Consider the following 18,279-nt stretch of genomic DNA (forward strand, 5'->3'; position numbering starts at 1 on the left):
TCGTCCACCGCGACCAGGTCGGCGGGCTGTCCGGGTTCGATCGTCGTGCGCACTGAAGCGCGGATGGCCGAGTCGAGGTCGATCGCCTCCTCCGGGTGCCACGGAGCCAGTCCGTCCTTGGTCCGCGTGACGGCTGCCGCGATCGTGACCCACGGGTCCAACGGTGCCACCGGGGCATCCGATCCCATGGCCAATTCTCCTCCCTCGTCGAGAATCGACTGCAGCAGAAACGCGCGGTCTGTTCGCCCCTGCCAGTGATGATCGGTGATGTCGCGATCGTCGAGGGCGTGCTCGGGTTGTACGCTCGCGACGACGTCGAGGGAACCGAGCCGGGTGACATCTTGTCGCGTGAGCAGCTGAGCGTGTTCAATACGGCCCGGGATGCCCAGCTCTTCGAACGCGTCGAGCGCGTGCGTGTTCGCGTGGTCGCCGATCGCGTGCACCGCTGCATCGAAGCCGTGTGCGCGGCCGCGCTGCAGCAGTGCGCGCAACTCGTGCGGTGGAATCGCGAGCAATCCGCGTGACCCCGGCCGGCCCTCCATGCCGGGATACTCGTCGAAGCAGTAGGCCGTGCGCGTGCCGAGCGAACCGTCGGTCATGATCTTGAGCGGCCCGACGGTCAGGAGTTCGTGCAGCGCGAAGCCCGTTCGGAGGCCCGCGCTGATCGCCCGCTCCAGGTCGTGCGGGTAGACGCCGACCTCGACGCGCTGTGTATCGAACCCTCCTCGCAGGCGCCGCAGCCAGGGGTCGGCGTTCCAGGCGATCTCCAGGTCGACGAAACCGACGACGCCTCGCCGCGCGGCATCTCGGCCGGCTTCCGCAACCCAGTCGTCCAGCACGCTCTCGGGCAGATCATTGACCTGCTGCTCGATTTCGAATGCGGGCTTCTCTCGCAGCAGGCCGGTGCCGTCGGTGCTGACACCGAAGCGTTCGCACGCGGCGGTGTTGAGCCACACCGAGTGGAGGTCGGCGCTCACCAGCACGACGGGTACGCCGCCACCCGCTTCGTCGAGCAGCGCGATGGATGGCGCGTCCGGCCACAGCCCGTCTCGGAACCCGGTGCCGACGAATGGCATGGGCCGACCATCCCGTGCCGGCGGAAGGACGGGCGCTGCACGCAGCGCGCTCGCGATCGTGTCGGCCGCTTGCCGTGCGCTCGTCGCTTGGAACGTGCTGGGGCGTTTCGAGTGCAGCGACCACTGGCTCATGTGCACGTGGTTGTCCCAGAGCCCCGGTAGCAGCGTGCGACCATCGAGTTGGATCTCGGTGTTCGCGCGTTCGACAGGGCCCCCGACGCGGACGATGCTTCCGTTTCGGATCAGAACGTCGACGATGTCGCCGCCGATTCGCGCGTTGCGCAGTGCGATCGTTGCAGTGCTCACCGCTCGTGCTCCCGGCGCATCTCGTCCGCGAGACGCGGCTGCCGCCAGGGCCCATCGCCATCGAGTTGATCGATGACCCGGTCGACGATGTCGTCGGGCTTGTTCTGACTCAGTTTCGCGCGTGCTTCGAACCGGTCGACGACCATCCTGAAGCCCGCCGTGCCGGAGAAGATCTTGCGACCGTACTCGGCGTTGTCCTCCAGCAGCTGCGGATGCGGCGATGCGTTCTCGAAGTGGCCGACGAGGTTCGACAGCGCCTCCCAGTTCTCCGCGTCGGTCAGGATCTCCGGAGTTCCGTAGAGGTGGGCGGTCACGTGGTTCCAGGTCGGCACCGCTTGATCGACCTCGTACCAGCCAGGTGAGACGTATCCGTGCGGGCCCTGCACGATGATCATGACCTCGTGCTCGCCGAGTTCGAGATCCCGATCATCTGGCTTCCCGACGTGGCTCACGATACTGAAGTCTTCGCGATCCTCTTCCACCATGATCGGATAGTGCGAGGCCACGAGACCATGCTTCGTGTTGGACACGATCGTTGCCCAGGGATGCTCGCGGATCAGTCGCTTGACGGCTTCCGGATCCCGCACGGTGAAGTGAGGTGTTCGACGCATAGCAACAGCTAAGCAGACGTGCGCAGTGCCTCCCGCCACTTCATCGCCTTGCCGGTGCGCAGCAGCGAGTTCTCGTAGACGCGTGCCGAGAAGAAGATCAGCAGTGCAGTCGTGACGAACATGATCGCGAGTGACAGCAGCGGCTCCCACCATTCGGTCGAGTCGAGGAACAACCGTACCGGTACGGCGACGGGTGCCGAGAACGGGATGTACGACATGATCTGCAGCGCAAACGGGTTGTTGAAGAAGATGATGATCGCGATATACGGCAGCATGATCAGCCAGGTGATGGGCTGGGTTGTGGCCGGGATGTCCTCCGTGCGCGAGACCAGAGCGGCGCCCGCCGCGTACAGCGCGGAGATCATGACGAACCCGAGGGCGAAGAGCACGATAAACCACAGGATCGGTTCCGCGAGACCGTCGAGCACGATCGAGTTGCCGCCGATCGCGGCGCCGAGTATTGCCGCCAAACCAATCGCGGCGACTTGCGCGATGGCGATGACCGCTGACCCCAGCACCTTGCCGGTCAGCAGCGCGCGCGCCGGGACGCTCGCCAGGAGCATCTCGACGATGCGCGTCTGCTTCTCCTCGACAACGCTGTTGGCCGTGTGGCTGCCGAACGTGAGAGCAGAGGAGAACCAGACGACGCCGAAGCCGATTGCGATGAACATCGCCAGGAACGGGTTCGGGGCGTTCTCGTCGAGCAGTTCGACCTCCGGTGAGACCGAGAGCAGTTCCACGAGCGTCGTCGACACTTCGCGGTCGCTGATGATGAGCAGGCCCGTCGCGTTGTCCGCAGCGACGAGCGCGTTGTCGGCGTCACCGCTTGCAACCGCCTCTCGCGCCGCGGCCTCGTCCGCCACTTCGACGAGTTCGTACCCGTCGAGCGGTGCCGCTACTTCGGTCGTCTCGGGGGTGACGGCGAGCGATCCCGGGCCGCCGAACAGGTCACCGATTCTCGGCATCAGCACGACCGCGGCGACGATGAAGACCAGCATGATGATGGTCGAGATGATGAACGACTTCGACCGTAGCCGTACGCTGACCTCGCGCTGCGCGACGATCCCGGACGCACTCCAGAAGCCGATCTGGCTGTTCTGCCCCGGGGCAATCGTTTCTGTGGCATTCATCGGATTACCTCCTGGAAGATCTCGGTCAGCGGCGGACGATAGGGCGCGAACGACCGAACCCGTCCGCGCGATATCGCCTGCTGCAGTACGGCGTCTGCGGCATCCGCATCCGGCGCATGGAAGCGTGCGAATCCTCCGTCGAACTCGATCACGTCGATACCGGGGATGCTTCGTATCCAGCCGGTGTCGGCATCCGTCTCGAGGTCCCAAGCAGGTGAAGTGTTAGCGGAGCGGATCTCCTCGCGGCTGCCCGCTGCGCGAATCTCGCCGTCTGCGATGATGACCAGCTCATCGCAGAGCCGCTCGACGACATCGAGCTGATGCGATGAGAACAGCACGGGAGCACCCGTGTCCGCGACGTCTCGGAGCACCTCGAGCGTGTTCTCGACGGCCATGGGGTCGAGGCCCGAGAACGGTTCATCGAGCACGAGGGCGTGCGGCTCGTGTGTGAGCGCAGCCGCGATCTGCGCACGCTGCTGGTTGCCGAGCGAGAGTGACTGCAGATCGTCTTTCATCCGTTCGGCCAGTCCGAGACGTTCGAGCAGCTCGGTCGCCCGCTCGGTTGCCCGCTGCTTGCTGATGCCGTGGAGCCGCGCGAGATACACGATCTGCTCGAGCACGGGCATCTTCGGATAGAGGCCGCGTTCCTCCGGCATGTACCCGATGCCGGCCCGGTAGTGGGCGCTCATGGGTTCGCCGTCGACCGTGATGCGGCCGGAGCTCGGTTCCAGGACACCCAGCAGGATGCGCATGGTGGTGGTCTTACCGGCACCGTTACCGCCGACGAAGCCGGTCATGAGGCCGGGGCTGATGGTGAAGTCGACGTCGCGCAGCACTTGCGTGCTACCGAACGACCTGTTCACCTGCTCGATGTGGATCATGCTTCGAGCGTATTGTCGCCCCGACTCCACAGCTTCCCCCTAGCGGCGGAGATTCGGAGCTCCCCCCCGCGACGGATGTCGGTTCAGCTGACCGAATCGAACTGCATCGTCAGCTGCATCAGGTAGTCGTTGTCGCGGTCGATGATGACGACGGTGCCGCTGATGTAGGCGTTGTCGACGCCAGCGATCTCGACCGCTTCGCTCGTGATCCATGTTCGCGCGTCATCCGCGCTGGTGAACTCGAAGAACTCCACTTGTTCGACACCGGCGAAGGGAACGCAATGACCCGCCTCCCTGATCTCGATGCCGGCCTGCTGCATGCCGTCTTCGCTCTCTTCGTCTTCCGGTTCCTCCCTCGAAGTGTCCGGCGGGGTTGTCATCGTGATGTCCGCGCAGTCCATGTCCCGCAGCGCACTCTCGAGCGCTGGGCTGAGTTGCGCAGGTGCCGTGTCGGCGTCCTGCCCGGGAGGAAGCTCGAAATCGAGCGGTTCGGCCGAGGAGCACGCAGCCAGCAACGTGGCCGCCACAAAGACCAACGTCGCTGCCCGGATGCGCTTCACACACCCCAGCTTAGAGCCAGGCCCGCGGCGCAATGCCGGCCGGCGTCGGCTCCGCGCACAGCGACACGGTACCGAGCGCAGCGGCAACGAATCAGCGGAAGTCGGAACGATCTCGGACAACTCCGTGACAATTCGACGTCACCTGTTACGCTCATCAGCAACCCGTTGCACTCGGGAAGAGCGAGAGGAGGCAGACCGTGTTTACGTATCGTGCCGCCCTCGCTGACGGGGTCGGCTGAAAAGCGGCAGAGCCGCATCAAGGAGAACCCAATGGAGCTACGCTCCCCGGCCTCTGTTGAAGAGGCGAAACGCTGGCTGCGCGCCGGCGAGACGACTATCAAAACGTCCGCGAACCGAGCCTTCCAGGGCGATCTCTCGCTGGACCGCGCGTTCGAACTCGGTCATCGACGCCCCGATCTCGTGTGGGCCGTATTCGACGGTGATCGAATGCACGGAGTCACGGCGGGACGCGAATTGCCGGACGGTTTTCGTCTGCTCGATATCTTCGCCATCGGGCCGGCGCCGAGCGCTTCGCTGCTGATCGAACGTGCGACCGAATGGGCAGGCGAGGGCGACGCGGCGGAGGCGTCGTTCGGTGCACCCATAGAGGGCATTCAGGACCCGGCTACGGACGAGCTCGTGCAGATGCTGAAGCGTGCGGGATGGCGACTGTTCGTCACCAGACAGCACTACGAGGTGGCACCCGAATCGCTCCCGCGGGAGGGTCATCCCCTTCGCGGCCGACTGGAGCGGGCGAGCGCGGACGACGAAGAGCGACTCGCGGAACTCTTGCAACGGGTTCTCGAGGGGTCGCTCGACGTTCGCGATCGGGAGATGCTTGCGAAACACGGTGACGCCTCCGGCGAAGTATTCGCGCGCGAACTCATTGCCGCTGATCCGATCGAGTTCGCGCACTTCGCAGTTGTCGATGGCCGAGACGCTGGCGTGGTCGTGTGGCGGAAGCTCCCGGACGGTCGCGGATACGTCGCGTTCGCGGGAGTCGCTGCGGACTCCCGCGGCATGGGTCTCGGTCGCGGGATGCTATCCGTCGCGACACTGAGCCTGCTCGAAGAGGGCGCGACCGTACTGATCGCTGACACCGACGACGCCAACACGCCAATGCGGAAGGCGTTCGAGTCGGTCGGATGGCGCCCCTCGGAAGCGCGCATTGATCTGACGCTGCGCTGATCACGGGGCCGGTGCGCCCGGATGCCGGCTAAGCGCTAGGCGTCCGGGGTCGGCGACACGACGCCGTGTTCGTACGCCCAGATCACCGCGTGGATGCGGTCTCGGATGCCGAGTTTCATCAGGATGTTCGACACGTGCGTCTTGACGGTGGACTCGCCGACGAAGAGTTCCTGTGCGATTTCGGCATTGGACTTACCGCGCGCGAGCAGCAGGAGTGTGGCTTGCTCACGTTCTGTCAGCGACGTTTCCACGGGGCTCGTCTTGATTTCCGGGGCCGACGGGCGGGCGGGGATGCTGCCGAACCGTTCGATGACGCGGCGAGTCACGGCCGGCGACAGCAGCGCATCCCCGCGATCCAGCACGTGCACCGCGTCCACGAGGTGGTCGGGGTCGGCGGTTTTGAGGAGGAAGCCGCTGGCACCGGCAGAAAGCGCTTCGAATAGGAAATCGTCGCGATCGAACGTCGTCAGAATCAGCACCGACGCGCGCGATGGGCCCGAGACGATGCGTCGGGTTGCTTCGAGGCCGTCCATGTTCGGCATCTGGACATCCATGCAGATGACATCGGGGTCGAGCTGCTCGGCGAGCGCAACGCCTTCGTGTCCATCGGCCGCCTGGCCGACGACCTCGAAGCCGGGCTCCGATTCGAGGATGGTCGTGAAGCCGGCGCGTACGAGGGCTTGGTCGTCGACAAGCAGAATCCTGGTCACGCCTCAAGCCTGTCATGTTCTGTGCTCGATGAGCCAGGCACGTGCGCCCTGACCATCCAGCCGCCTCCGGTTTTGGGGCCGTGCTCGATGCGGCCACCGACAGCCTGCACGCGTTCCCGCATGCCGATGAGACCGTGACCGGTTCCGTCATACTGCTGCGGGCCCGCTCGGCCGGAATCACTGACTTCGAGCTCGATACCGTCTTCGACGCCGCGTAAGCGAACGATCACGGATGCTTGTTCGCCCGCATGCTTACGCGCGTTCGTCAGCCCTTCCTGCGCGACGCGATAGAGCGTGAGCTCGGCAGCGGGTGAGACGGGCGGGAGGTCCGCTATGCGCTCGAGCGTCACTCGCTGTCCGTTCTGGGCAGCGTGGTCGATGAGCTCATCGAGTTCCGCCAGCGTGGGGAGGGGAGCGTTCGTGGAGCCGTCACTGCGGAGGGTCGTGACCATGGCCCGGAGTTCGTCGATCGCTTCGCGCGCGGAGCCCTCGACGAGCCTGAGCGACTGTTCGGCTTGCTCTGGATCCCGGGACATGACACGTCGCGCGGCCCCGGCCTGCACGCCCATCGCCGAGACATGGTGGGCGACGACATCGTGGAGTTCGCGAGCGATGCGAATGCGTTCGAGGTCGACCGCCTGCTCCGCGAGTTGCTGTTGCTGCGCACGCAGGCGCGCGTGGGCCGCTTCGAGCGCCTGGCGTTCGAGCGCGGACATCCAGGCACGGTTCCCGAAGACCCAGGCGGCACCGAAGAACACCGCGTTAACGCCCACCTGCATCCCGAACCAGCCGATGTAAGCGTCGAGCGTCATGCCGAGGATGCTGGGGTCCAGGAACATCATGAGCCCGGTGGTCGCGAGCCAGGCTCCCATGGCGGTCACGACGCACAGCCGCACCCAGAAGGTCACCTTTCGGTTGTGGTGCCACGCGCCGATCGTGTACACGGCCAGGAACAGGGTGATCTGGGTCGCTTGCATCTCGTAGCCGATGGTGTACGAGAACAGGACGTACATCGCCGGAATCACGACTGCGATTGCGACGGGGTACTTCCGCCGCAGAGCGAGGGGCAGCGCCAGCAGCGGCCCGCCCAGCAGTGCCGTCCAATCGGGAAGACCAGAGAGCGTCGGCTCGACGTACATGCCCGAGACCTGCGAGAAGATGCCGAACGCCAAGCTGGCAACGGCCAGCAGCAGCGCGACCGTCAGATCGAATCGCATCGCGTTGGTCGGCAGTGCGCGGGTTGGCATACAGTTCACCCTATGCGGGAGCGGCAGGCGTCGCCTCCGTCGGACGGGGGAAACCCGGGGCCCCCGCACCGGGGCGCGCGCTCGTTCTGCGACGCTGCTCAGACGTACGTGAACCCCGAATGCGGAGACGCGGCACGGCACACGAGCCGTAGCGACGCCGCGGCCGCTGCATCGCGCGCTGCGAGCGCGTCGCACAGGTTTTTGAGCGTCTGTAATCGGCTGCTCGTCGGGTCTTCGAAGCTGTTCCTGAGAAAGTCGACCCACGCATCCACCGTTGTCGGGTCGGCACTCGCGGCCGGAACAGCGCCCGCTTCGAAGACGAGTGTGCGGTGCTTGCGCAGCCAGAGCTGCGCCCACTCTCCGTCGCTTACATGTGCGAGTGGGATGCCCGCAGCGATTCCCGTGCCGGTTCCGCGTGCCCCGGTCGAGGCACTGTCGCCCGTATCGTGCTTGAGCGCCAGCGCGATAGCCGCTGCGAGCAGCCTATACGCCTTGCCGTGTCGGGGGAGTCGTGCGGCTCGCCGGAGCGCGAGCGACTGCAGCCCGGGCAGCATTTCTGCGGGATGCGCAGCGAGCTCGATCGCCAAGAGCTCCGGCCAGAACTGCTCACGACCGTCTTCTATTGCTTCGTTCAGCGAGGAGAGTTTGGGGCGCCACCAGTCGAGGAGATTCGCAGCATACTGCTCCGCTTCATTGCGATTCAGTCGTCGTTGTTCCATGCGCGCAGAATATGCCCGACCTCCGACACCGGGCAGCGGAGCGGGGAACTCAACATCCGTGCGACTGACAGAATAGCTCTCATGAGCAGGCCAAGTAGGCGGGACGATGTCCTTCGCGCTGCGGAGACGGTATTCGCGGACAAAGGCTACGATCGCGCCACGATGCGTAACATCGCTCAGGAGGCCGGCGTCGGCCTGCCACTCGTCGTGTATCACTTCGAGACGAAGCTCAAGCTCTATCGCGCGATTTTCGAGGAGTATCAGCACTGGAACGATGCTCGGCTCGATGCTCTGCGCAGTGTGCAGCTCAGCGCGGCAGATGCGCTCGAGCAGATCGTCGCCGCCTTTCTGCTGGTGGGCACGCGACGTCCGCTCGACGACCGGACTTCGAACTACCTTCGTTTGGTTCTTCGCGAGGCAAGCGACCCTCACGCTCCTGAGCGGAAGATCATCGAGGAGCTCTTCGACCCCATGGCCAGGGAGTTCATCCGTGCGTTGGAGGTCGTGCTGCCCCAGAAGCCGGAAGGCTTCCATCGTTGGGCTTATCTGTTCGCGGTCGGGGCATTCACGTCGACCAACGTGGGGGAGCGCGAGCGCGCGCTCGCGGATGATGCTCCGGACTCGGGTGAACGATTGGTCTTCCTGCAGAGTTTCATCTGCGCGGGCATTCGTCACGGCTGAGTACCACTGTCGCGCGAACATTCGGGGTACGTACCTCCCGGTGGGGCCGACGCGATCGTGGTTGCTCGACGCGCCACTGCTTGCACTTCTAAACTAAACGCACGTACAGTTAGGGAAAACATTCCAGAAGGACCCAACGATGCATTCTTCCTACAAGTGGGTAGTGCTTTTCGGCGCATTCATCATCTATCTGTTCGACGCGCTCGAGATCGCGATCCTCTCGTTCGCCCTCCCCGCCGTCTCTGCGGAGTTCGGCCTCGAGCCCGTGCAAGGCGGACTGCTCGCCACCGCGACACTGCTCGGCATGGGCTTCAGCGGGCCCATCATGGGGTGGCTCGCCGACAACAAGGGGCGCAAATTCGCGCTCAACGTCTGCCTGCTGCTGTTCATCGTGCTCACTGCCGCGATCTACTTCGTACCGAACTTCACCGTTTTCCTCATCCTGCGATTCGTCGCCGGCCTGGGCCTCGGCGGTGTCTGGAGCATCATCTCCGCATTCGTCGTCGAGACCTGGCCGCCCCATCAGCGAGGCAAGGCAGTGGCATTCGTGCTCGCGTCATTCCCGATCGGGGGTGTCGCGGCAGCGCAGCTTGCGAGCTGGATGATGCCGCACTGGCGCGAGATGTTCCTCGTCGCGGGGCTGTCGGCCATCCTCCCTCTGCTCATCTCGATCCTCCTGCTCAAGGAGTCGGAGGCGTGGCGGGAGCAGCGTGCTCACGCTCACGCCGCGAACGAGAAGACTAACGTGTCGCTCGCGGAGATCTTCAAACCGGGCCTGGCTCGTGTCACGATCTTCGCGAGTCTCGTCGCAACCGCCGCGTTCGTCGCCTACTACGGTGCGAGCACCTGGCTGCCGAGCTACCTCGAGACAGAACGCGGGCTCGACTCGCAGTCAGTGGGGCAGTTCATGACCTGGCTCAACCTGGGCATGTTCGCCGGCTACATCGTATTCGGCTGGCTCGCAGACAAGATCGGCAAGAAGAACGCCCTCCTGCTCTCGCTCTTCGGGTCCGGCGTGCTGATGCCGCTCTACGGCATCGTGACCGATCAGTCGGTGCTGCTCTGGCTAGGGCCCCTCTACGCGTTCTTCATGACCTTTGCGGGTCTGTTCGGTTCCTACCTGGGCGAGTTGTTCCCCACGCGAGTACGTGCGACGGGCGCCGGATTCACATTCAACGTCGGCCGCGGCATCTCCGCGTTCGCGCCGATGATCCTCGGAGGCATAGCGGCCGCGGCATCGTTCGCGACCGGCCTCATCGTCGCGGGTCTCATCTTCCTCCTCGGCGGGGTCTTCCTGCTTTTCATGCCGAAAGCCCCGTCCGATCACAAGAACGCTACGAATACTTCGACCCTGAAGGGAGTCAGCACAGATGCGTAGAATCGTCGACATCTCCGTGCCGCTGAAGGCGGGCATCCGATCGGACCCACCGGGGCACGAACCGCAGATCCAGTACTTCGACCATCGGCAAACGGCCGAAGACGTCGTCGCCTTCTTCCCCGGGGCGAGCGTCGACGATCTACCCGACGGCGAGGGCTGGGCGATCGAGCGGATCACCGCGAGCACCCACACGGGAACCCACCTGGACGCCCCGTATCACTACTCGTCGATCATGGACGGCGGCAAGCGCGCGATCACGATCGACGAGGTGCCACTGGACTGGTGCTTCCAGAGAGGCGTGAAGCTCGACTTCCGGCACTTCGAGAACGGCTATGTCGTCACCCCCGCCGACATCGACGCGGAACTCGAACGCATCGGTCACACCCTGCAAGAGCTCGACATCGTGCTCGTCAACACGAGTGCGGGCATCCGGTACGGCGAAGACGACTACGTTGCGACCGGATGCGGCATCGGTCGAGATGCGACCCTGCATCTGCTGCGCCAGGGTGTGCGCGTAACGGGAACGGATGCGTGGAGCTGGGACGCACCGTTCGTGTACACGGCAGAGCGCTATCAGGAGAATCAGGATGCCAGCATCATCTGGGAGGGCCACCGCGCGGGTCGTGAGATCGGCTACTGCCACATCGAAAAGCTGCACAATCTCGAATCGTTGCCGTCGTCCGGCTTCCAGGTCGCTTGCTTCCCGGTGAAGATCCACGAGGCGTCCGCCGGCTGGACCCGGGCCGTCGCAATCTTCGAGGAGGACTGATGCGCGTCGCATCCATCGATATCGACGGCGTTCGCCGATTCGGCAGAGTCGAAGGCGACGGCTTCGTGCCGCTCTCGATCGGGCAGGATCCCCTGGACCTGCTGGATGCAGAGCCGGCGGAAGAGCTGCGCTGGGATACTGCCGTGCCGTTCCCGGTCGAGGGACCGCTGCATCCGCCACTGCCGGTCACGACCCTCCGCGACTTCATCACCTTCGAGCAGCACACGGCGGGCTCGCTGCGCTCGGTGACCGGCAAATCCGAGGTGCCACCGGCCTGGTTCGAAGCGCCCGCCTTCTATTTCACGAATCCTCACGCTGCGATCGGTTCCGGTGCCGATGTGCCCGTGCCTCCCGGCTCCGAAGTATTCGACTTCGAACTCGAAGTCGGCGCGGTCATCGGCCGCGATGGCTACAACCTCTCGGTCGAGGAGGCCTGGGAGCACATCGCCGGCTTCACGATCTTCAACGATTGGTCGGCGCGCGACCTGCAGCAGCGGGAGATGCGAGTCGGGCTCGGCCCAGCGAAGGGCAAGGATACTGCGACCACGCTCGGCCCGGCCATCGTTACGAAGGACGAGCTCGAGCACGCCCGTCGAGGTGACCGCTACGACCTCGCGATGGAGGTGTTCGTGAACGATCTGCGAATCGGCGGCGACAGTCTCGCGAACATGGCGTGGTCGTTCGCCGAGCTCGTCGCCTATGCAAGTCGCGGCACGTGGGTGCGGCGGGGCGACATTCTCGGGTCCGGGACAGCGGGAGGGGGATGCCTTGCCGAGTTCTGGGGTTGGAGCGAGAATCGAACTCCACCGCCACTCGCCGCAGGCGATGTCGTGACCATGAAGGTCGAGAGCATCGGGACGATCTCGAATCGTGTCGTCGCCGGGCCGGTCCTGCACGAGGTTCCGCAGGCGACGCGGATCGAGTGGGGCGAACCTCCTCTGCCTTGAGTTTTCGGGTGCGGCGGCGCCGCCCGCGCGACGAGGTCTTGTCAGGGGCTCAAGTGCTCGGGGTCCTGCAGCAGATGCAGCACTGCCGCTCGATCGCTGGCGAGCGCACGCTCGAGTGCCGGAGCGAAATCCTCGGTGCGCTCGACTCGCTCGCCGAAGCAACCGAACGAGCGAGCCATGGCTGCGAAGTCGGGATTCTCGAGAGTCGTCCCCGATCGCCTACCCGGGTACCAGTGCTCCTGATGTTCGCGGATCGTGCCGAACATCCCGTTATCGAACACGATCGTCAGTGGCTTGGCCCCGTACGTGACAGCGGTGTTCAGTTCCTGGCAATTCATCATGAAGCATCCGTCGCCCGCGAGGGACACCACCTGCCGGCCGGGATGCACGAGCGACGCTGCTACGGATGCGGGGACTCCCACTCCCATCGCTCCGTTGCGCGGCGCCACGAGTGTTCCGGGTGCATTGTGGCTGAGATAACGGATGGGCCACTGCATGTAGTTGCCCGCGCCGAACGTGATGATCGCGTCGTCCTCCAGGCGTTCCCTGAGCACGCCCATCGCGACGCTGACATCCACGCCCGTCGCAGGGTGTAGCGGCTCGATCTGCCGGTAGCGCTCGAACGTGGCACGAGCATCCTCCAAGCGATCCAGTCGTCCTCTCGATGGAGGGCTGCTCGGCTCTGGCAGGGTAGCCGCCCACGCGGCGATATCCGCCGGGATGTGACGGTCGAGCCGACCCGCGTGCCCAACAGGTTCGCCGGGTGCGACGACGATGGCAGGGACATCGAGCCCGACAGAGAAACCGCCAGAGACGACATCGCCGCGGGGCAGGCCAACGAACACGTGCAGATCGGATTCGTCGAACAGGTCGGCGATGTAGTCGGCGTGGTTGTGACCGAGGATGCCCACGAAAGCTCCTGCTTCATGGTCATGGGGCACGGCATCGTGCGAGCGCCAGTGCGCCGCGATCGGGAGGCCGCGGGATCCCGCCCAGGCAGCCACGCGTGCGCCTGTCTCACCGTGCCAGCCGTCCCCACCGACAACCACGAGAGGGCGTTCGGCACGGGACAGGCGCTCGTGGAGCTCATCCATCTCCCGCTGAGACCCGGATGCGTGACGCGGTGGAGTCGGCGGTACGATGTCGGGATCGGAAGCCTCCCGGATCAGGTCCTCCGGCAGCCCGATAACGACCGGCCCGGGGCGGCCTGAAGCGGCTATCCGCATCCCCTCGGAGATCACCCTGGTCGCCGCTGCCGGATCATCGAGCTTCGTCACCCACTTCGCGGTCGGGCCGAACCACCCTCGGAGATCGAACTCCTGGAACGCCTCGCGTCCGCGATCCGGAATCGGCACGAGCCCGACGAGCAGGAGCATGGGCGAAGCATCCTGCCACGCCGTGTGCACTGCGATGAACGCGTTCGCTGCTCCCGGCCCACGGGTGACCATCGCAACCCCCGGGATACCGGTGAGTCGGCCTTCTGCGAGTGCCATGAAACCGGCGCCGCCCTCGTGTCGTGCGACGATCGTTTCGATGCTGGAGTCATGCAGCCCGTCCAGCACATCGAGGAAGGATTCGCCGGGCACCGTGTACGCGCGCTCGACACCTTCGTGTTCGAGCTGGCGGACGATCATGTGACCAGCGCTGACCGGGCCCGTCTGATCGGTACGAATGTCGTTCACGAGCGCTCCTGTCGATGCGTCCTTCCATCCTTGCATCCGTCCTGGGCTCGTGGAGAAGACCCGTCTGGCTGCGAAGGCAGTATGCGAACGACGGGTGCGATCCGCGGTGGATTCCCGCTGCTGCCGTCGAAAACGGTGATCGAGGAGCTCCGATACTGGAAACGAGGAACCGCGTACCGAGGGCTCTTGCTCCCGATACGCGGTTCCTGGCGCTAGCTACCGGCTAGACGCTTCGAATGTTCCTGCGCGCCCGAAGCAGCAGCCCAAGAGCACTCATGATGAGGGCGAGCACGATAAACAGATCCCAGGGAAGTGAGGTGCCCGTGCTCGGCAGCTCCGAATCGGCGTCATCGTTCTGGCCCGTTTCATCCGAATCCCCCGGGCCGTCCGAATCGCCCGGCCCGTCCGAGTCGCCGTTGCCGTCTCCATCCCCGTCTCCGTTGTCGGCGTCAGGCAGGTCGAGCACCCAGCCCTGCTCCGTGAGCGGGCCGAACACGTCTTCAGCGCTGCGATCGCCGAAGCTCGGCACTGCGCCCTCGCCCGACAGGGAGACCGTGATCGGAGCGTCGTCGGTTCCGTAACCCCAGAAGGGCGTCGTGGAGTCGAGGCAGTCGTTACCGGGAACCAGGTACACGTGAGCACCGCTGGCGATCTCGGCCTGACGGAATTGCTCGAGCGACGAGAACGGCCTGTCGGCAGTGCCGGGCCCGGCGGCCTCCGCTGAGCAGTCCAGGTAGACCTCTGTCAGGAGCCCCGGGTCGGCATCCAGCGTCGTGAAGGCCTGCAGTGTTCCCAGCGAGTAGGCGCCGCGAGCGTCCAGCACTTGCACGCGGATGGCGTCCGCAGTGACAGCGGAATCCGGAGTGACCGCCTGGCTGAGCCCGACGGCTCCGACTTCGCCTATCTCTACCCACTCGCCATCGACGCGCGCCTCCACGATCGCCCGTTCGATCGACTGACCGCTGCTGAAGGTGTCCTCACCGAGCCACACGCTCGTGATCGGCTGCTCCGACCCGAACTCGACCGTCGCGGTTCGAGGTTCGGCGGCATCGATCGACCAACCTGTTCGAGTGTTGCCATCGGTGAGCGCGTTCGTGACCTCCTCGGTCTCCCCGCCACTGACGGTCACCGGCTGCCCCAGGGCGACGTCGTTCGAATACTCCATTCGCCGCAACTCGGCGAACCCGTGAATGGCTTCGGACGACTCGTCAGCGAAGTGCCCTGTCGTCGTCGGCGGAACATTCAGCAGCATGACCGAGTTGCGACCCGTGGTCTCGCGGTAGTGCTGCATCAGCTCCTCCGGAGTCTTGGGTACGTCGCTGTCGTGCGCGAACCAGCCCGGGGTCAGCTTCATGTCGGCTTCGCTCGGCCACCACTTCAGGTGCGTCGCCTCGCCGGACTGCACTGCCTGGATGAGCTGGTCGCGGCTGCCGTAGTCCTCCCAGTTGGATGAGGTCTCACCAATCTTGCCGCCCGGCTCTTCCTCGACGATTGCGACGTTCGACCACTCGTTCGGTCGTGCCTCACCGTGCTCGTTGCCGACCCAGCGCACGTCGGGGCCGCCAACCGCGACGACGGCGTTGGGCTGCAGCTCGTAGATCATCTCGTAGAAGGCCGTGTAGTCGTACGGCTCGTGCTTCTCCGTATTGCCCTCGGCACCGTCGAACCACACCTCGTCGATCTGTCCGTACTCCGTGAGCACCTCGTACAACTGGTTCAGGAAGTATTCGCCGTAGTCGGTCGCCTCGTACGTGAACGTCGGGAGGTCTTCGCCCGCTCTGTCATCGCCTTCGACGAGAGTCGGAATCGTGCGCGGTTCCTGTGCGCTGCCGTTGCCGTACACGCCGAATTTCTCCTGGTTGGAATCCGCGGGCGACATGTAGACGCCGACGTTCATCCCGTACGCGCGAGCGGCATCCGTGAAGTCGCGGAGGATATCACCCTGACCGTCCTGCCACGGAGTGGACGCGACCGAGTAATCGGTGTATCTGGACGGGTAGGACAGGAACCCGTCGTGGTGCTTCACGACCAGGATCGCGTAGCGGTAGCCGGCGTCGCGGAGCTCACGCACCCAACCTTCTGCATCGACTTCCTCGGTCGGCTGGAAGCGCTCGGGGTTCTCGTCGCCGTGGCCCCACTCCTGGTCGTAGAAGGTGTTGATGCCGAAGTGGATGAAGGCGGTCAGTTGTGTCTCCTGCCATGCCTGCTGCTCCTCGGTCGGGCGCACCATGGTCGAGAGCTCGAGGATGTTCTCCGAGCACTCATCCGAGGAGATCTCGATCTGGTTGCCCGGCTCGATGTCGACCAGCGGTGTGCACACCTCCGGCTCGCGAGGCTGCAACTGGAACACGTTCCTGGTCACCTCATCGGTGAACAGGTCTGCAACGCGGACGGCGCGCAGCTCGGCGGCGGCCGAATCCTCACCGTTGTGGGAGCCGTAGGTGACGTATCCGGCTTCGTCGCCCGTAGCGATGTCGCCGAGTGCGAGCGGGTCGTGCTCGACGCCATCCACCGCTGGGTACGCGGTGACGTCGCCGCTCTCACCGCGCGCGAGCGCGATGGACACCACGGTCTCGTCGTTCTCGATGTCGATCGTGTCGATAGTCTCGTCTGCGCCGAACACGAGCGCGGAATCGCGGATGTCGGCAGTGAAGTCGCCCGCGCTGAGAAGCCGGCCGTCCTGTGCACCCGAAAGGGATGCCTCGATGACGATCGGGGCATCCTGCCGCTCTTCCTCATCGTCGGGGGAGAAAGCCGCGAATCCACTCGTCTCGAGCAGAAGACCGTCCTCGCTGGTGCTCGCGTCGGCGACGTTCATGGAGCCACGAAGCGTGTCGCGGTCTCCCGGCACATAGCTGTCGCCTTCGACAGACCCGTCGAAGCCATCGATGTGCAGCAACGTACTCGTGGTAAGCGCGGGCTGCAGCTCGAACAGCTCCGGCGAAAATTCGCCGTCGAACTGCGCGGCGCGAATGTGCGTCAGATCGCTGATGAATCCGCGATCACGAGCCGCAGCATGAACGTCGTTGGCAAAGCCGAAGGAGTTCTGCAGACCGTCGGCTATCACGGGAGCGCCCTCGCCGTAGACGACGGGACCAGCGGTGCCGTCGAGCCATAGGTGCAACTGGTTGGTGTCCCCGGGCACAAACGCGATAGAAACACTGTGCTCTTCATCCGCCGTTGGTAGCGGCACGGATTCCTTGTGGTCCGTCCACTCGCCACCGTCGGATGACGACCAGCCGTAGACGAGCTGGCCCGACTCCACCCTGACGAAGAGGTTGCCACCGGCAGCCAGCAGTGTCGTGAAGTCTGCCGGAGCCTCGGACGGTGTGAAGTCCGCCTCCAAGAGGAATGCCGTGTCGACTTCGCGATCGCCGAGCGAGAGAGCACTTGCTTCGAAGGCGATACCGTGCTCCGGTTCGCTGATCGTGACACCGCCGGGGAACTGCTCCTCACCGCCGTCATAACGGTGAACGACGCCGAGCATATGCTCACCCTCGGTTGTCGTGTAAGCCTCGGTCCCCACGAGCGAGCCGGTGAAGCCGATGTTCAGATCGTCGTTATCGGCGGCGTGCGCAGGGGCGCTGCCGAGCGCGGTGCCCGCAAGGGCAATACATCCGATGGCTATTGTGCTGATTGCGCTTCGAGCTCGCGTGTTCTTCGCTGGTTTCACTTGGGAATGTCGCACGTTCCTGCCTCATCTTTGAGCGTGTTGTCGGCCATTCGCCGCATTCTCGGCGCAATCGAACACAGATGTGTCGGTGCTGGTTGAGCGAGAGGGCGGTGGTTGGTGCTAAGCACGCTAGCACAGACATCGGATGATTTGAAGGGTGTGTTGCGCAATCCATGTGCGGCAAGCAATACCGCGCACCGTACGGTGCAGCAATAGGCTTGGGGCATGAAAGCGTGGACGCATCGGGAATACGGCGGGCCAGAGGTTATGCGGTTGACGGACGCCGCGTTGCCCGAACCGGAGGCTCACGAGGTGCTTGTGAGAGTCGAGACCGTTTCGATCAATCCCGTCGACTGGAAGATCGTGGGCAGCCCAGAGAAAGCCTCGAACTTCGGGCTATCGCTGCCGTCCGGTATCGCGAACGACGTCGCGGGCACGATAGAAGAGGTCGGTTCGAACGTCGTCGGATGGCAGGTCGGTGACCGCATCATGACGTCCGCGCGGGGTCGAGCCCTGCAGGAGTACGTCGTGATCGACCCGACTGCCGTCGCGGTCGCGCACATCCCCGAGCAACTGGATACTGCGGAGGCGGCCTGCGTCAACATCGCGGCGAGAACCGCATGGGATGCCGTCGAGGGACTGTCGAACGCTCGTCCGGGGCAGACCCTGCTCGTGCACGGAGGCTCGGGAGCGGTCGGTCAGTTCGCTATTCAGTTCGCGA

Annotated in this window: 16 protein-coding genes; 6 read left to right on the forward strand and 10 right to left on the reverse strand. The window is 64.8% G+C overall.

Going from position 1 to position 18,279, the window contains the following annotated elements:
* From Q0O95_RS09120 to Q0O95_RS09140, 5 genes are all read right to left on the reverse strand, one after another.
* On the reverse strand, window positions 1-1,382 hold a 1,382-nt coding region (locus Q0O95_RS09120), incomplete at its 3' end, for an amidohydrolase family protein (RefSeq protein ID WP_293697592.1).
* Entirely contained in the window at window positions 1,379-1,993 is a 615-nt protein-coding gene (locus tag Q0O95_RS09125) for an FMN-binding negative transcriptional regulator (protein WP_293697594.1), read from the reverse strand. The genes Q0O95_RS09120 and Q0O95_RS09125, both read right to left, overlap by 4 nt.
* Before the next feature lie 8 nt (window positions 1,994-2,001).
* On the reverse strand, window positions 2,002-3,123 hold the full coding sequence (locus Q0O95_RS09130; protein WP_293697596.1) for an ABC transporter permease: 1,122 nt from the start codon (window positions 3,121-3,123) through the stop codon (window positions 2,002-2,004).
* Window positions 3,120-4,004, reverse strand: coding sequence for an ATP-binding cassette domain-containing protein (locus Q0O95_RS09135; protein WP_293697598.1), 885 nt, complete (start codon window positions 4,002-4,004; stop codon window positions 3,120-3,122). The genes Q0O95_RS09130 and Q0O95_RS09135 overlap by 4 nt, the downstream gene beginning before the upstream one ends.
* Window positions 4,005-4,087: 83 nt before the next feature.
* The gene (locus tag Q0O95_RS09140) at window positions 4,088-4,564 is read right to left on the reverse strand and encodes a hypothetical protein (RefSeq protein ID WP_293697600.1); all 477 of its coding nucleotides are present in this window, start codon (window positions 4,562-4,564) and stop codon (window positions 4,088-4,090) included.
* 270 nt (window positions 4,565-4,834) lie between these two features.
* Between Q0O95_RS09140 and Q0O95_RS09145 the strand changes: the two genes are divergently transcribed.
* Entirely contained in the window at window positions 4,835-5,752 is a 918-nt protein-coding gene (locus Q0O95_RS09145) for an N-acetyltransferase (protein ID WP_293697602.1), read from the forward strand.
* A 35-nt stretch (window positions 5,753-5,787) separates the two neighbouring features.
* On the opposite strand, the gene Q0O95_RS09150 is transcribed toward Q0O95_RS09145, so the two are convergent.
* The 3 genes from Q0O95_RS09150 to Q0O95_RS09160 form a co-directional block, all read right to left on the reverse strand.
* On the reverse strand, window positions 5,788-6,462 hold the full coding sequence (locus tag Q0O95_RS09150; RefSeq protein WP_293697604.1) for a response regulator transcription factor: 675 nt from the start codon (window positions 6,460-6,462) through the stop codon (window positions 5,788-5,790).
* Entirely contained in the window at window positions 6,459-7,709 is a 1,251-nt protein-coding gene (locus Q0O95_RS09155; protein ID WP_293697606.1) for a sensor histidine kinase, read from the reverse strand. Before Q0O95_RS09155 ends, Q0O95_RS09150 begins: the two co-directional genes overlap by 4 nt.
* A gap of 98 nt (window positions 7,710-7,807) precedes the next feature.
* Entirely contained in the window at window positions 7,808-8,428 is a 621-nt protein-coding gene (locus Q0O95_RS09160) for a hypothetical protein (protein ID WP_293697608.1), read from the reverse strand.
* 81 nt (window positions 8,429-8,509) lie between these two features.
* Between Q0O95_RS09160 and Q0O95_RS09165 the strand changes: the two genes are divergently transcribed.
* The 4 genes from Q0O95_RS09165 to Q0O95_RS09180 all read left to right on the forward strand — a co-directional run bounded on the left by Q0O95_RS09165 (window position 8,510) and on the right by Q0O95_RS09180 (window position 12,203).
* Window positions 8,510-9,109: a TetR/AcrR family transcriptional regulator gene (locus Q0O95_RS09165; RefSeq protein ID WP_293697610.1), complete on the forward strand. Its 600-nt coding sequence runs from the start codon at window positions 8,510-8,512 to the stop codon at window positions 9,107-9,109.
* A 163-nt stretch (window positions 9,110-9,272) separates the two neighbouring features.
* Window positions 9,273-10,487, forward strand: coding sequence for an MFS transporter (locus Q0O95_RS09170; RefSeq protein ID WP_293697612.1), 1,215 nt, complete (start codon window positions 9,273-9,275; stop codon window positions 10,485-10,487).
* On the forward strand, window positions 10,480-11,256 hold the full coding sequence (locus Q0O95_RS09175) for a cyclase family protein (RefSeq protein ID WP_293697614.1): 777 nt from the start codon (window positions 10,480-10,482) through the stop codon (window positions 11,254-11,256). The genes Q0O95_RS09170 and Q0O95_RS09175 overlap by 8 nt, the downstream gene beginning before the upstream one ends.
* Window positions 11,256-12,203, forward strand: a complete 948-nt coding sequence (locus Q0O95_RS09180; RefSeq protein ID WP_293697616.1) for a fumarylacetoacetate hydrolase family protein — start codon at window positions 11,256-11,258, stop codon at window positions 12,201-12,203. Before Q0O95_RS09175 ends, Q0O95_RS09180 begins: the two co-directional genes overlap by 1 nt.
* A gap of 41 nt (window positions 12,204-12,244) precedes the next feature.
* On the opposite strand, the gene Q0O95_RS09185 is transcribed toward Q0O95_RS09180, so the two are convergent.
* Both Q0O95_RS09185 and Q0O95_RS09190 read right to left on the reverse strand, forming a co-directional pair.
* Window positions 12,245-13,885, reverse strand: coding sequence for a thiamine pyrophosphate-dependent enzyme (locus Q0O95_RS09185; RefSeq protein WP_293697617.1), 1,641 nt, complete (start codon window positions 13,883-13,885; stop codon window positions 12,245-12,247).
* Between the two features lie 223 nt (window positions 13,886-14,108).
* Window positions 14,109-17,573 carry an alpha-L-fucosidase gene (locus Q0O95_RS09190; RefSeq protein WP_293697618.1) on the reverse strand — a complete coding sequence of 1,155 codons (3,465 nt, stop codon included), beginning with the start codon at window positions 17,571-17,573 and terminating at the stop codon, window positions 14,109-14,111.
* A gap of 210 nt (window positions 17,574-17,783) precedes the next feature.
* On the opposite strand from Q0O95_RS09190, the gene Q0O95_RS09195 reads away from it, so the two are divergent.
* The coding region (locus Q0O95_RS09195; RefSeq protein WP_293697619.1) for an alcohol dehydrogenase catalytic domain-containing protein at window positions 17,784-18,279 on the forward strand (496 nt) is incomplete at its 3' end.

Origin of the sequence: uncultured Agrococcus sp., assembly GCF_945915485.1 — a bacterium.
Classification (GTDB): Bacteria; Actinomycetota; Actinomycetes; order Actinomycetales; family Microbacteriaceae; genus Agrococcus.

What these genes read in the sequence shown, in the direction of transcription:
- Q0O95_RS09125 (WP_293697594.1), bottom strand. Translation starts at nt 1,993, where the DNA reads ATGCGTCGAACACCTCACTTCACCGTGCGGGATCCGGAAGCCGTCAAG.
- Q0O95_RS09130 (WP_293697596.1), bottom strand. Translation starts at nt 3,123, where the DNA reads ATGAATGCCACAGAAACGATTGCCCCGGGGCAGAACAGCCAGATCGGC.
- Q0O95_RS09135 (WP_293697598.1), bottom strand. Translation starts at nt 4,004, where the DNA reads ATGATCCACATCGAGCAGGTGAACAGGTCGTTCGGTAGCACGCAAGTG.
- Q0O95_RS09145 (WP_293697602.1), top strand. Translation starts at nt 4,835, where the DNA reads ATGGAGCTACGCTCCCCGGCCTCTGTTGAAGAGGCGAAACGCTGGCTG.
- Q0O95_RS09155 (WP_293697606.1), bottom strand. Translation starts at nt 7,709, where the DNA reads ATGCCAACCCGCGCACTGCCGACCAACGCGATGCGATTCGATCTGACG.
- Q0O95_RS09160 (WP_293697608.1), bottom strand. Translation starts at nt 8,428, where the DNA reads ATGGAACAACGACGACTGAATCGCAATGAAGCGGAGCAGTATGCTGCG.
- Q0O95_RS09165 (WP_293697610.1), top strand. Translation starts at nt 8,510, where the DNA reads ATGAGCAGGCCAAGTAGGCGGGACGATGTCCTTCGCGCTGCGGAGACG.
- Q0O95_RS09175 (WP_293697614.1), top strand. Translation starts at nt 10,480, where the DNA reads ATGCGTAGAATCGTCGACATCTCCGTGCCGCTGAAGGCGGGCATCCGA.
- Q0O95_RS09180 (WP_293697616.1), top strand. Translation starts at nt 11,256, where the DNA reads ATGCGCGTCGCATCCATCGATATCGACGGCGTTCGCCGATTCGGCAGA.